At 61.9% G+C, this 14003-nt stretch carries 7 protein-coding genes; 4 read left to right on the forward strand and 3 right to left on the reverse strand.

Annotation, left to right across the window (positions count from 1 at the left end; translation table 11 throughout):
* Window positions 1-44: 44 nt before the first annotated feature.
* Window positions 45-3152: a type ISP restriction/modification enzyme gene (locus AB8A23_RS00905; RefSeq protein WP_439057155.1), complete on the reverse strand. Its 3108-nt coding sequence runs from the start codon at window positions 3150-3152 to the stop codon at window positions 45-47.
* Window positions 3153-3562: 410 nt separating this feature from the next.
* Here AB8A23_RS00905 and smc point away from each other — a divergent pair, with 410 nt between their 5' ends.
* A complete protein-coding gene (gene smc, locus AB8A23_RS00910) occupies window positions 3563-7027 on the forward strand; it encodes a chromosome segregation protein SMC (protein WP_439057154.1) in 3465 nt (1154 codons plus the stop codon).
* Window positions 7028-7097: 70 nt separating this feature from the next.
* Here smc and AB8A23_RS00915 read toward each other — a convergent pair whose 3' ends face one another.
* A complete protein-coding gene (locus AB8A23_RS00915) occupies window positions 7098-8114 on the reverse strand; it encodes a DUF6892 domain-containing protein (protein ID WP_439057153.1) in 1017 nt (338 codons plus the stop codon).
* A 123-nt stretch (window positions 8115-8237) separates the two neighbouring features.
* On the opposite strand from AB8A23_RS00915, the gene AB8A23_RS00920 reads away from it, so the two are divergent.
* Window positions 8238-9203: a small ribosomal subunit Rsm22 family protein gene (locus tag AB8A23_RS00920; protein ID WP_439057152.1), complete on the forward strand. Its 966-nt coding sequence runs from the start codon at window positions 8238-8240 to the stop codon at window positions 9201-9203.
* Window positions 9204-9410: 207 nt separating this feature from the next.
* Window positions 9411-9791, forward strand: a complete 381-nt coding sequence (locus AB8A23_RS00925; protein ID WP_439057151.1) for a COG4315 family predicted lipoprotein — start codon at window positions 9411-9413, stop codon at window positions 9789-9791.
* A gap of 278 nt (window positions 9792-10069) precedes the next feature.
* Here the strand turns inward: AB8A23_RS00925 and AB8A23_RS00930 are convergent, their stop codons facing one another.
* Window positions 10070-13036 (reverse strand): autotransporter domain-containing protein, encoded by a 2967-nt coding sequence (locus AB8A23_RS00930; RefSeq protein ID WP_439057150.1) that lies wholly within the window; start codon window positions 13034-13036, stop codon window positions 10070-10072.
* Between the two features lie 359 nt (window positions 13037-13395).
* On the opposite strand from AB8A23_RS00930, the gene AB8A23_RS00935 reads away from it, so the two are divergent.
* Window positions 13396-13956 carry a LemA family protein gene (locus AB8A23_RS00935; RefSeq protein WP_439057149.1) on the forward strand — a complete coding sequence of 187 codons (561 nt, stop codon included), beginning with the start codon at window positions 13396-13398 and terminating at the stop codon, window positions 13954-13956.
* Window positions 13957-14003 lie beyond the last annotated feature (47 nt).

Below are 14003 nucleotides of genomic sequence, written 5' to 3' on the forward strand. Positions count from 1 at the left end.
CTCAGGCCGAGACCCGAGACCAATCGCAGTCCGGTCCGACTCGCCTACCTCTCGACGTCCTTCATTGCTACTATAATCTCCATCGTCTCGATGCTGACGCGGGTGATGCGCATCAGCAAGTCGATCACCTTCTCCTTGTGATCGGCAAAGCGATAATTGTTGAACTTTTCGCGGATGGTCGGGTCCTTCGGAGTCTTTTCCTTGTACTGGTCGAGAATCCATTCAAGCGCCGAACGATTGCCGAGACGATAGGTCCAGGCCTCTGCAGGAATGCCGGTCAGTTGTGTTTCGGAATCGAGCACGATCACGCCATTGTCTTTGTCAGCCTTCAAGGACGGCTTTGGTGACAGCCCGGCCGACCTAGATTTTGTGTCGGGCGCATCGATCCGTTGCAACTTCCACGGCTTCACGGTCTCGTAACCGATGTGCAGCGCCATGAGAGTTTCGCCCCACTCGGCCCATTTCCAGAAATCGGGATAGAAGGGGATTCGTGGAAATTCGCGCTTGAGATTTTGCGCATACTTTTGGCGGTAGATTGGATCGTGAAGCACAGCGTAGACGTAATGAAAGATAGCCTCCTTGGTGATAGGACGCTTCGATTTCTTACGCCCTTCATAATTAGAACGGAACCGAGCTAACGCCCAGTCGGTAATATTATCGACTATAGTACCATCAGCTTCTATTCTTTTGATAGCAAATGTCTGAGACCCTCCTGAAGCAGGACTAACGAAATTCAAATCTGGTATCCGGTCAATCGCAATAGACAGATACGGCTTCCCAGAAGAGTCGCCCATAATGACTATCGCAGGATTTCGTAACTCACCTCCCCCAAACAGATACGGTGTCAAATATGACATCTCGTTAAGATGATTGTCTCGATAGAAATACGCTGAGACATAGGGCCTATAGTTCGCAGCAACAATTTTTCTTGCGTCAAATTTATACGCTATTCCCTTTCCCAAATCGCGCTTTACAGCGCGGGTCCATTTGATGGAATAATCAAGCGCATCAACAACCTTTTTTACAGCGCCATTACGTCCGATTTTTCTGACATCTGCGTTATAGGCATCGATCAGATATTCAACCTTTGTCTTCAAGTTACGTGAACTGAAATCGTACACCCATTCGTCGCGGTTTGTTGCGACGCCAAGTGAATAAATTTTAAAGATAGCACGTTCATGAGTGGGCGTTTTAGCAGCCTTCGTCGCACGATCTGCAATCGATAGAAGTGTAGAAAAATCGTTATCCGTTTGATTGATCCAGTTTGCCTTCGTATCCGGACGCACGGTCTCCGTGAGCAGGCGGGACAACTGCGTTTGCCCCAACCATGCGAGCTTGTCTTCTGCCGTCTCCATTTCTGGCCGCCGCGCATAGTGGACTGCACAGCTATGAGGCTCCGCTTTCTGCAACCGACGCTTAACGAGAAACGAAATGGCGACGCCGGTCTGGATGCCAAAGACGTTGTTGCGCGTTCCAGACAGCTTTGGATTGGCGCGCACGTCGCCGCCTAGGTCGACTACATAGATATCGGAATATTCCGCCGCTACCGCGCGGCGAAATCCGTCCATGGTACGACTATCGATGAAACTACGGTTGGTGATGAACGCCAATATGCCATCGTCATGCAAACGGTCCGAGGCCCAGCGGAAAAACCGCGTATACATGTCGTAGGCTTTGGTCTTCTGCGCCGTACTGAGCTTGATGTAGGAATCCTTGATGCGCTCGTCGATGCGCGGATAGGTCCGGTTCTTGTTGTTGTCGTTCTCATTCTGCTGATTGGCGTTATAGGGCGGATTGCCAATCACGACGGAAATCTTGCGCGCATTCTGCCGCTTGATGCGGGCGACGTTCTCCTCCGACATAGCGCCGAACAGATCGTGCTGATGGCCGGCACGAATACCCAACCCGCCGACATTGTCGAGCGTGTCGACAAAGCACAAGTTGGGAAACTCGGCATACTGGCCGGTGATCGCCGCATAGGTCGCCTCGATGTTCAGATTGGCGACGTAATAGGGCAGGATCGCCACTTCGTTGGCGTGCAGCTCCTCCTTGTACTTGTGTGCCAGCTTGTCCTTCTGGCCACGAAAATGCTCCAGCAACTCGCAGATGAATGTGCCGGTCCCCGTGGCCGGATCGAGAATCTGGACGTCGCGGTCGATCAGCGATTTGCCGAAATGCTTCTGGCAAAGCCAATCGGTGCTCTCCACCATGAACTTGACGATCTCGTTCGGGGTGTAGACCACGCCAAGTCGGTCGGCGGCCTTCTTGTTGTAGATCTTGTAGAAGCCCTCGTAAATCACCTTGAGGAAGGTCTGCTTCTCAGTATGGGTGGCGATCTGGTGCGCGGTCGTGCGGATCGCATTGTAGTAGGGCTCCAGCCCCTTCAGCGTGGTCTTCTTCAGCGCTCCGGTGAAGAACAGGTTTTCAAGCGCATAGAGTTCTTTCGCCACGTTGTTCTGGCGATGGAAATCATCCTCGTCGAACACCTTGGAAAAGATTTCCTCGGTGAGAATGTGCTGGATCAGCATTTCGCGCACGTCCTCCGCCGTGACGGCTGGATTGATCGTCTCGTGCGCGTGCTTGAGAAATTTGGTTGCTCCCTCGCGGAAGGCCGCGTTGTCCTTTTGCTCTTTCGCGATCATCGCACGCAGAGCTTCAAGCACCTGCGGTAGATCGGTCTGGAATTGAACGACTGCCTTGCGGAAGTCAGCGACCTCGGGCCGCTCATATTTGAAGAACAGATCGAGCAGGTGCTGCAGTTTGCCGGTATCGTCCACCGGGCAGCGCATCACTTCGTTGCCGTGCTGCATCAGCACGGCAGTTCTGGAATCCTCGAAAATGATGTTATCGCGGGGGTAGCCGCGCCGCAGCTTCTTGGCGATCTCGTCATCGAGATTGTCCTCTTCGTCCTTGGCCTCCCAGTAGCCGAAAGGAACCCGAAGATCGTAGACCAGCGCGCCATCAACGATGCGGCGGTGGCCATCCTGCCGGGGCAGCTCGTATTGCGGGAGGAAGATCAGATCGTGGGACTTTGCGTAGCCCTTGAGCAGGTCCTTAAAGGCTTCGCTGACGATGCCTTCCCGGTTGGAGCCGGAAGCCTTGCGCAGATCGGACAAGTCATTCAAGTAATGCTGGATAAGAAGCTGGCTCATTCAATGCAGGCCCTCCCCAAGGCCGCTGCCAGCCATACGAGAAACGTTCCTAAGCTGCAATCCAACGGTATTTTTGAACTGCCGCAAAAGCTGCAACATGCCGCCGGATCTAATCCGCCGCTCGGGAGTAGCACCCTTTACGGTCAGCCCCTCCTCCCCCACCCTCTTTAAAACAAGCTCTTTTTTCCTTGCCTACCCCACCTATCCCCCGCAAAACCCTTGGGAAAAGCGGGGTTCCGCGGTTGCGCCGCTGCCCTCGTCTCGCCATTGTCCGGGCCAATGAGAGCCGCGACCAGCGAGTCTCCGTCCGCGCGGCAGCTGCATTTATGCTATTGTTCGTGCTGGGGGATTCGCGATTCTCGGGGCTTTTTGAATAAAGTGGCCTGTCGGCTAACCAGAGTACCGTATCCATGAAACTCACGCGCCTGCGCCTGCACGGATTCAAGTCGTTCGTCGAACCGACCGACTTCATGATCGAGCCCGGTCTGACCGGCGTCGTCGGCCCGAACGGCTGCGGCAAGTCCAATCTGGTGGAAGCGCTGCGCTGGGCGATGGGCGAGACCTCGCACAAGTCGCTGCGCGCCGCCGACATGGACGCGGTGATCTTCGCCGGCTCCGGCAACCGCGCCTCGCGCAACCACGCTGAAGTGGTGATGACGATCGACAATACCGATCGCACCGCGCCAGCCATGGTCAATGACGCCGAAATTCTCGAAATCTCCCGCCGCATCGAGCGCGAAGCCGGGTCGCAATACCGCATCAACGGCCGCGACGTGCGCGCCCGCGACGTGCAGATCCTGTTTGCCGACGCCGCCACCGGCGCGCGTTCGCCCGCCCTCGTCCACCAGGGCAAGATCGGCGAAATCATCCAGGCGAAGCCCGAGCAGCGCCGCCGCGTGCTGGAAGACGCCGCCGGCGTCGCCGGCCTGCATGCGCGCCGCCACGAAGCCGAGCTGCGCCTGAAGGCCGCCGAAACCAACCTGACCCGCGTCGAGGACGTGATCGGCCAGCTCTCCGGCCAGATGGAAGGCCTGAAGAAGCAGGCCCGCCAGGCGATCCGTTACCGCGAAGTCGCGGGCAAGGTGCGCAAGGCTGAGGCCATGCTGTTTCACCTGCGCTGGCTGCAGGCGCATCAGGACAATGCCGAAGCCGCGACGCTGCACGACCAGTATGTGCGCGATCTCGCCGAACGCACCCGCGAACAGGGCGAAGCCGCGCGTATCCAGGCGATCCGCGCCAGTGAATTGCCCGCGCTGCGCGAGGCCGAAGCCGCCGCCGCTGCCGGCCTGCAGCGCCTGACCAATGCCCGCGACATGCTCGACCGCGAGGAAGAGCGCGCCAAGGAGCGCGCCGCCGAGCTCGACCGCCGCCTGACCCAGTTCGAGAGCGACGTCGCGCGCGAGATGAAGCAGTCGGAAGACGCTGAGTTTGCGCTGCTCCGTCTCGACGAAGAAGACGCGATGCTCAAGGAAGAGATCATGCAGCGCGTCGAGCTGCGTGGCGGCGTCGATGACCGCGTCTCCGAGGCCGAAGCCGTGCTGGCCGCGGCCGAGCGCACCTTCACCGAACTCACCACCGCGCATGCGGACATGACCGCCAAGCGCAACCAGCTGCAGTCCAACGTGCGCAGCCAGGCCGATCGCCTCGCGCGTCTGGGCCAGGAAATCGCCAGCGTCGAGGCCGAGATCGAGGCACTGACGGCGCAGACATCGGGCTTCGGCGATCTCGATGAGCTTGCAGCCCTGATGGAGACCTCGCAGGAAATCCTGCTGCAGGCCGAAGGCAGCGTGGCCGACAACGAGGCCGCGCATATCGCGGCCCGGCAGACGCTGGAAGCCTCACGCGCGCCGCTCAACGACGCCGACCGCAAGGTGCAGCGGCTCGAGACCGAAGCCCGCACGATTTCGAAGATCCTCAACGGCGAAACCAAGAACCTGTGGCCGCCGATCATCGACGGCGTCAGCGTCACCAAGGGCTATGAAAAGGCGCTCGGCGCCGTGCTCGGCGACGATCTCGACGCGCCGGTCGATCCGTCCGCACCGATGCGCTGGACCAATGCCGGCGATCACGCCAACGATCCCGTCCTGCCGGCCGGCGTCGAGTCCCTCGCCTCGCATGTGAACGCGCCGGCCGAACTCGCGCGTCGCCTCAAGCAGATCGGCGTCGTCTCCAAGGATCAGGGCGCAGCTCTGGTGTCGCAGCTGCAGACCGGCCAGCGGCTGGTGTCGCTGGAAGGCGACGTCTGGCGCTGGGACGGTTTCGTCGCCGGTGCGCATGCGCCGACCGGCGCCGCCCGTCGCCTCGCCGAGCGCGCCCGCCTGACCGATATCGAAGCCGATCTGGAAAACGCCAAGATCGACGCCATTGCCAAGCGCGAAGCTTTGGAAAGCGCCGAGCAGGCGCTGAAGGCTGCGGCCTCGGCCGAAGGCGCATCGCGCGATGCCCTGCGCAATGCCCGCCGCGACGTCGACCAGGCCCGCGAGCGCCATGCCAATGCCGAGCGCGAGATCAACCGCCATGCGGCCCGCCGCGCGACGCTGACCGAAGCGCAGTCGCGCCTCTCCAACGATCGCATGGAAGCGGAAGCGGCGCATGAGAGCGCGCATGCCGCGCTGGAATATCTGCCGGAAAGCTCCGACGCCGAGGCGCAGCTCGCGACCGTGCGCGGCGAGATCGAAGGCCACCGCCGCGGCGCAGCTCAAGTGCGCGCCGAAGCGCAGGCGCTGGCCCGCGAGGCTGAGCTGGCCGACCGCCGCCTGCAGGCGATCATCGCCGAGCGTACCGACTGGGCTAACCGCAAGACCTCCGCCGCGTCGCAGATCGAAACGGTTGCTGCGCGCGTCGCCGAAGTGACCCGCGAACGCACCGAACTCGAAGACGCCCCGGCGCTCTATCTGCAGAAGCGCCGCGCGCTGATCTCGGAAGTCGAGAGCGCCGAACAGGCCCGCCAGCTCGCCGCCAATGCCCTCGCCTCGGCCGAAAACGCCATGCGCGAGACCGACCGCGATGCCCGCGGCTCGCTGGAAGCTTTGTCGGCCGCGCGCGAAGCCTGCGCCCGCACCGAAGAGCGGATGGAAAGCGGCAAGCGCCGCCTCGAGGACATCGAGCGCGAAATCCGCGACATGCTCGAAGTCGAACCGGAAGGCGTCGCGGCCCTCGCCGAAGTCCGTGAGGACGACGCGCTGCCTGATCTGGCCGACATCGAAGCCGACCTCGAAAAGCTGCGCCGCGATCGCGAGCGTCTCGGCGCAGTCAACCTGCGCGCCGAAGAAGAGCTCAACGAAGTCGAAGGCACGCATAACGGCCTCGCCACCGAGCGCGACGACCTCGTCGAAGCCATCAAGAAGCTGCGCACCGGCATCCAGAGCCTGAACAAGGAAGCCCGCGAACGGCTGATGACCTCGTTCGACATCGTCAACGGCCACTTCAAGCGCATGTTCGTCGAACTGTTCGGCGGCGGCGAAGCCGAGCTGAAGCTGATCGAGAGCGACGATCCCTTGGAAGCCGGTCTCGAAATCGTCGCCAAGCCGCCCGGCAAGAAGCCGCAGACCCTGTCGCTGCTGTCAGGTGGTGAGCAGGCGCTGACCGCGCTGGCGCTGATCTTCGCGGTGTTCCTGACCAACCCGTCGCCGATCTGCGTGCTGGACGAAGTCGACGCGCCGCTCGACGACCACAACGTGGAGCGCTTCTGCAGCCTGCTGCATGAAATGTGCGCCTCGACCGAAACGCGCTTTATCACCATCACGCACAACCCGATCACCATGGCGCGCATGCACCGCCTGTACGGCGTGACCATGGCTGAGCGCGGCGTGTCGCAGCTGGTCTCGGTGGATCTCGAAAACGCAGTGAAGATCCTCGATCAGGAAGTGGCGTAACTCCTCCCTGCCCTCCCCCCGCGCGAAGCCAAGCTTCGCCAGGTGGGGAGGGCAAGACAAACAGCCTCTCCTAAGCGTCGATGCGCACCGCGACGCCACGCGCCTTTAACGCCGCGATCAAAGCCGGATCGCTGATGGCAGTTTCCGGGAATGTCAGCGTCTTCAGTGCAGGGAGTTCGAGCAGACGCCCGGGATTGTCGCACACCGACGGCAGATCGAGCGCTTCGAGCTTGCCGAGACCGACGAGATCCGCCGCATCCAGCCGCTCGATCATCGCGATGCAGGTGAGCTGCCGCAGATTCTGGCACAGGCCGATCCCGGCCGTGCTCGAAATGTCGAACTCCTCGCTCTCGCCGTCCCAGAAATAATAACAATAGGGATAGATCTCGTTGCCGCCATCGAAGGTGATGGTCTCGACCTTCGCCAGGTCCGCATTGGTCAGGGGATAGCGCACCAGATAATCGTAGGCCTCGCTGATCAGATCGTAACCGTCCTCCTCGAGATCGACCGCGCGTTTCAGCACGAACGCGGCGAGATCCCCGGGCTCGGCCAGATCGAGCGCGCCGCTCTCCAGCAATGACGACATCACGGCGAGTTTGAAGTTCGGATCGCCGAAGGGCGCGCCGGGCGCACCGGCAGCCACCGGATACGCCATCGGCTGCTTGTCCGGATAGACGGCCGCCGGATTGCGCAACGAGATCGCGTAAAGCTCCTGCCAGCGAAACTCCAGCGCAAGCTTCGTCTCATGCGAGACGTCGGCGACAAAATACATGGAATCGTAGACCGGCGCGCGGTGCGACAGCGCGAGCTGCGGCAGCGCCGCCAGAGCGTCCGCGACCGGCATACCGATCCGCAAACCGAGAACACCTGGCGCGGCGGGGAACGGGTCGCGATAACGAATAGCGCCGACCCGTCCCGCCGTATCGATCTGCGCTTCAAAGCCGTGCTGCTTCGACAAGGCGGTGACTCGGCCCTGCTGATGCGGCGCAGGTTCGCACCAGCGCGCACCAAGCGCGCGGCTGAGATCTTCGCGCGCGTCGCCGGGCCTAAGCGCCGCAAGTGCGGTGAAATTGACCGGATGAGCCATCGTCGATATTCCTGTCTTGGCGTCACCGACGCCATCTGGTGAGAAGGCCTGTTGGTGTCGCAGCCGCGGCCTCGGGTTCAATACGAAGGTCGCGGCGCGCCGCGACGGAATGACGGATCACCGATGTCGACCGATCTCCCCGCCGAACTCACCGCGGCCCTCAACGCCCGCCTGCACGGCTTCTCGCGCAACGACGCGGCTGCGCGCTCCTATGCGATCTCGCAGACCTATCGCTCTGGCGGCGGCTCGACGACCATCCGTAGCGAGAGCGACGCGTTGGCCTATGCGCTCGCCCGCATGCCGGCGACCTATGCGGCGGTCGTCGCCAGCCTCAATGCGCTGCAGGAGACACGACCGGACTTCGCACCGACCACGCTACTCGATTGCGGCGCCGGGCCGGGAACGGCGACATGGGCCTGCGCCGAAGCCTTCGCGTCGCTCAATGCGTTCACGCTGCTCGATGCCAATCCCGCTCTGCGCACGCTTGCGCTCGGTCTGGCGCAGGACAGCCACCGCATCCCCGCGATGAACTACACGCTCGGCGACGCTGCCGCGACAATCGCCAATGCCCCATCCGCCGATCTCGTCATCGCGAGCTATGTCATCAATGAGCTCAACGATCTCGCACGAACAAAACTCGTCGCGGCGATGTGGGCGAAGACCAATGATACATTGCTGATCGTCGAGCCCGGCACACCGTCGGGCTATCAGCGCATCCTCGATGCGCGTGCGCAGCTCATCAAGAACGGCGCGCATGTGATCGCGCCCTGCCCTCATGACGATGCATGTCCGCTGGTGAAACCGGACTGGTGCCACTTCAGCCAGCGGCTGCAGCGCTCCCGTGTGCATAAACAACTCAAATCCGCAGAACTTCCCTATGAGGACGAGAAATTTATTTACGTCGCGCTGTCGCGTGCGCCTGTCGCGCAGCGGCCGTCGCGCGTGCTTGCGCAACCGGTAACGACAAAGATCGAAATCACGGCAAAACTCTGCACAAATGCAGGCGTTATCGCCGCAAACGCACCACGCCGCGACAGAGCGAAGTATGCAAAGTTCCGCAAGCTCGACTGGGGCGATGCGGTTACCTGACCTATCGGTCGGCATTGCGAGCGCAGCGAAGCAATCCAGCCCTGCCTCGCTTGTGCTTACTGGATTGCTTCGTCGCTGCGCTAAGGGGAAGCTGAAAGCTTTCCCTGACCTCGCAATGACGTGGAGGGAGTCGGGAATAATTCGAACCTGCGAGCGTTTGTTCTCCTGACGCGACTGCGTCGCCCAATCATCAGGAGTAACGCTGCAATGACCAGATCATTCGCCGCCCTCGCGGCTCTGACTCTCATGCTCACCTCAAGCGCTGCCTCGGCGCAGATGCTGAAGACCGCCGACACCGCCAAGGGCAAGACCTTCGTCGATGCCAAGGGCATGACGCTCTACACCTTCGACAAGGATGCCGGCGGCAAGTCGATGTGCAACGGCCCCTGCGCCGAAAACTGGCCGCCGCTGTTCGCGGTTGACGATGCCAAGCCGAGCGCCGACATGACCATCGTCGTGCGCGACGACGGCAAGAAGATGTGGGCCTATAAAGGCAAGCCGCTCTACACTTTCAAGAAGGACACGGCCGCCGGCGACACCAATGGCGACGGCTTCCTGAACGGCGCCTGGCATATGGCAAAGCCGTAAGCGGCTTCTGCGCTGGAACGACCCGCTAGTCGCGAGATTGCGGCTAGCTCACTGCAAGGCCCCTCACCCGACCGGCTTCGCTGCGCTTCGCCGGTCGACCTCTCCCCGCAAAGAGCGGGGCGAGGTTAAGGAAGGTGGCGCGGTGCTTACCTCTCCCCGCTCTGCGCGGGGAGAGGTCGACATGCGCGCGTAGCGCGGATGTCGGGTGAGGGGCATGGCACCGCCCTCACCTACATTCGGTATTTGCGAATCTCGTTTTTCCTGCGGATAGCCCGCTCTCAGAACGAATGCCGAATGCGGCCCATCACCTGATGCGCGACGGCGTCGTTGCTGCCGACGATCGCATCATAGTTCACTGACAGTACCGTGAGCGGCGCAAGCTTGCCGGACAGACCGGCACCGATCACGCCGCGATCGCGCAGCGCGCTGCCGGTCGCGGTGATGAACGAACCCGGCAGTGTCGTATCGGCGAAGCTCGCATTGATGCCGCGCACGCCATCGCTGAATTCATGCAGCCAGGCCAGCCGCAATTCCGGCGTCAACACGCCGCCATTCACCGCGTAATCATAGGCGAAGCGTGCGCCGACGCTGGAGCGCAGCGATTCCGAACTGTCCGAGCCGACCAGGAGGGCCGCCGCACCGCCGCGTTCGGCGAAGCCATCGGTCGTCACCCGCGTATATTGCAGGCCGATCTCCGGCGTGACGACCCAGCCGCTAACGCGCAGGTCGGTGCCGATCGTGCCGCGGATCGCATAGTGATCGCCGCTGAACGCCGCGGTGTTCGCCGTGCCGACCGCCACACGCGTGGTGTCGTAATCGCTGAAGCCATAGAGGCCCATGGCGGTCGCGAACCAGCCGGGCGCCTGATAGGTGCCATAGCCGCCGATGGTGCCGGTCGAGATCTTGGTGTGGCTGCCGACGTTATCGATATCGCCGCGGGTCAGCGCATAGCCGCCGAACACGCCGGCGACGAGGCTGTCGGTGATGCGCCGGTCGTAGCCGGCGAGCACGTTGACCGTGTTCGACTTGAAGCCCGGCGCGTCAGTTCGTGCGCCTTCGCGCGCGAAGCTGGCGCCCGACGTGATGAACAGGCCCTCTTCCGCGGCGAGAGCCACCGGACGCAGACCGGGCAGAGCCTTGGTCACCGGCGCATAGGCCATCGCATCGGCGGCATTAGCGCCCCAGCCGGCATCGGCCAGCGCAGAACTTGCGCTACCGGGGAATCCCGTCACCGCAGCCAGCGCACGATCCGCACCGAAATTCTTGTCGAACATGCCGCCGTCGAACATCGCCAGCGCATTACCGACGCCGGACATGTCGGTGCCGAGGCCGCCGAGGCGGTTCTGCGTCAGGTGTTGGCCGACCAGCGAGGTCGTCTGGAACGCGTCATTCATGGTCATGCGGCCGAGGCCCTGATAGGCCGCGGGCGTGAGCTGCGCCAGCGCCGCGCCGACATCTGCCGAGCTGGCAACGCTGTCGAGCAGATTGACCACCGAACTGCTGGTGGCGGTGGCCGGCAGATTGTCGAACAGCGAGGCGACGCCCAACGAGCCCGCGCTGGCAAAGGACGCGAACGAAGACGACGTTCCGGTGATCACCTCGAACGACGTATAGAGTGTACCGCCGATATTCACGGTCTGACCGGCTTGCAGCGCAGCGCGCTTGGCGTCGGTGAGGCCCGCTTTGTTGTAGTTCAGCGTGTCGGTGCCGACGCCGCCATCGACGAGACCGACGATGCGCGAGCCCTTCATGATGTTGACGGTGTCGTTGCCGCCTTCCATGTTCACGGCGCGACCGGTGTTGCCGATGATGGTGCCGTAATTGGTCAGCACGTCGGCGCCTTCGCCCATCTGGATGGCGGAGCCATCACCGCGGATGAAGCGGGCCGAGCCCGTGCCGGTATAGGTGACGCCGTTGAGAGTGCCGACGGAATTGGGATCTGCCACGCCCGTATTCATCAACACGATTGCGTTCGGATCGGGGATCGCACCGTTGCCGATGATGGTACCGTAGTTGACGATGGTGTCGTTGTCGATCGCGGTGCCGGTCTTGTTTTCGAGCCGAATGGCGTAGCCGTTGAGACCTACGATCGTGCCGCCGAGATTATTGATGATCGTCGTCGCCGCCACGCCGCTGCGATCGACGTTGGTATCCTTGTTGACCACGATGCCGGTATTTGTACCGCTAATCATGCCAAAATTGGTGATCGTACCGCCGCCGATGGAAATGCCTTCGCTGGCATTGGCGCGGCCGCCACTATCGAAACCGCCGGCGCCGATGCCTTCGATGATGCCGTAGTTAAGGATCTTACCCTCATTGTCGATATCGACGCCGTCACCATCGCCGTTGATCTGCGCCACACCGTCCGAGTTGAAGATGCTCCCGACGCCAGCATAGGCACCTGTGATGCGGCCGTAATTGTTGACGGTGCCGTCGCCATCGGAACCGACGCCCGAGCCGTTGCGGCCGAGGATCGTGCCACCGGCCGCGTTGTTGACCGTGACGTTATTGTCCGCAGTGATGCCGTGGCGCGCGCCGGAAATCAGACCACCGGCCTGATTGTTGACGACAACACCGAGATTGCCGCCGGTGTCGATGCCATCCGATGTGCCATTTGCACCGCCGGAGGTATTCGCGCCGAAGCTGCGGATGATGCCGAAATTGTTGATCACAGCGTTGGCGCCGGGCCGGACCGCATCGTCGGTCATAGCTTCGATCACGCCGGTCGCACGGTTGATGATGGTCATCGATGCCGCGCCAGTCATGCCGCGGAAATCGAGCGCCTGCCCGAGCGCCACATAGCCGGTACCGCCGGCCTGGATCAGCCCGGCATTGTCGATCACGATGGTGCCTGACGACATCGCAAGATTGAAACGGAACACATCGTTCTGTGTCGAACGCACGATGGCGCCGATATTGTTGAGGAACGTGAAAGTGCGGCCCGCCGTTGCGCCGGTGGCGTCGATGACGCGCCCCGTGCCGGTGTTTTCGATCACGCCGGAATTGGTAACCACGACGCCGGTCGATGCGCCGTTCCACCCGATGGTCGCCGTGCCGCTGGTGGATCGCAGCGTGCCGGAGGCATCGACCGTTCCGGTCTGCGTGCCGCTAAGTGTCTTCGTTGTGGTATCCGTGGTGCCGGCTGGCACCGTGAATGTCTGCGCCTCCGCCGTCATCGGCGCGAACAGCGCCGCCACAACCACGCCCATCGCAAGCCGGCTCGCGCCGTTACGCCATTCCAACATCACTCAAGTCCCCAGCCCAAAGGTTAGGGTTTCATTAGGTTTTGCGCATGACGGTTGGATGACGAATGACGCACCGTCGCTAACCCGCAGGCGTCACATACAAGACTCTCGCAGACTGATGCACAACTGCAACGAAGCATGCCGGGGATAATATCCCTAGGATTGCAGCACTGACTTTCTTCTCGTCACCAGCAGGAAGGCGTGGGGACAAGGCCGGCCATTGGCCAGGCCTCTCCGCCCTTGAACGTATTCCACCCTCGCGGCGACCAATCTGTGCCGCGACATGCCTGCGGCCCCTGCTCTGCGGCCGCATGATCGGCTAGGCTTTGGGTTTGATGGTTTCTTTTGGGGGTTCTTACATGTCGACCGGCTGGATCGTTCTTGGCGTCATCGTTGTCCTGATTGTCCTGGCATTTGCTGCCTATAACCGGCTGGTGGCGCTGAGCCAGCGGGTCAACCAGTCCTTTGCCGATATCGACGTGCAGCTCAAGCAGCGCCACGACCTGATCCCGAACCTGATCGAGACCGTAAAGGGCTATGCGGCGCATGAGCGCGGCACGCTGGACGACGTCGTCAAGGCGCGTAATTCGGCGATGAATGCACAAGGCCCGGCGCAGGTCGGCGCCGCGGAAAACCAGCTCTCCGGCGCGCTCGGCCGGCTGATCGCATTGTCCGAGGCCTATCCGGACCTCAAGGCCAATGCGAATTTCCAGCAGTTGCAGAGCGAGCTCTCGGACATCGAGAACAAGATCGCGGCGTCTCGCCGCTTCTTCAACAATGCCGTGTCCGAATACAACACCGGCATCCAGCAGATGCCCGCGGCTCTGTTCGCCGGCACCTTCGGCTTCCATTCGAAGGAGTTCTTCGACCTCGGCGAGACCCGCAAGGAGGTCGAAGCCGTGCCGCAGGTCAAGTTCTGATCCTCAGACCCAGAACACATGCCCCTCCACGTCATTGCGAGCGCAGC

Origin of the sequence: Tardiphaga sp. 619_E2_N8_4 (assembly GCF_051810905.1) — a bacterium.
GTDB classification, from domain to species: Bacteria; Pseudomonadota; Alphaproteobacteria; order Rhizobiales; family Xanthobacteraceae; genus Tardiphaga; species Tardiphaga robiniae.

Excerpts from the sequence above, each read along its gene's own strand:
- AB8A23_RS00905 (WP_439057155.1), bottom strand. The coding sequence starts at position 3,152 with ATGAGCCAGCTTCTTATCCAGCATTACTTGAATGACTTGTCCGATCTG.
- smc (WP_439057154.1), top strand. The coding sequence starts at position 3,563 with ATGAAACTCACGCGCCTGCGCCTGCACGGATTCAAGTCGTTCGTCGAA.
- AB8A23_RS00915 (WP_439057153.1), bottom strand. The coding sequence starts at position 8,114 with ATGGCTCATCCGGTCAATTTCACCGCACTTGCGGCGCTTAGGCCCGGC.
- AB8A23_RS00920 (WP_439057152.1), top strand. The coding sequence starts at position 8,238 with ATGTCGACCGATCTCCCCGCCGAACTCACCGCGGCCCTCAACGCCCGC.
- AB8A23_RS00925 (WP_439057151.1), top strand. The coding sequence starts at position 9,411 with ATGACCAGATCATTCGCCGCCCTCGCGGCTCTGACTCTCATGCTCACC.
- AB8A23_RS00930 (WP_439057150.1), bottom strand. The coding sequence starts at position 13,036 with ATGTTGGAATGGCGTAACGGCGCGAGCCGGCTTGCGATGGGCGTGGTT.
- AB8A23_RS00935 (WP_439057149.1), top strand. The coding sequence starts at position 13,396 with ATGTCGACCGGCTGGATCGTTCTTGGCGTCATCGTTGTCCTGATTGTC.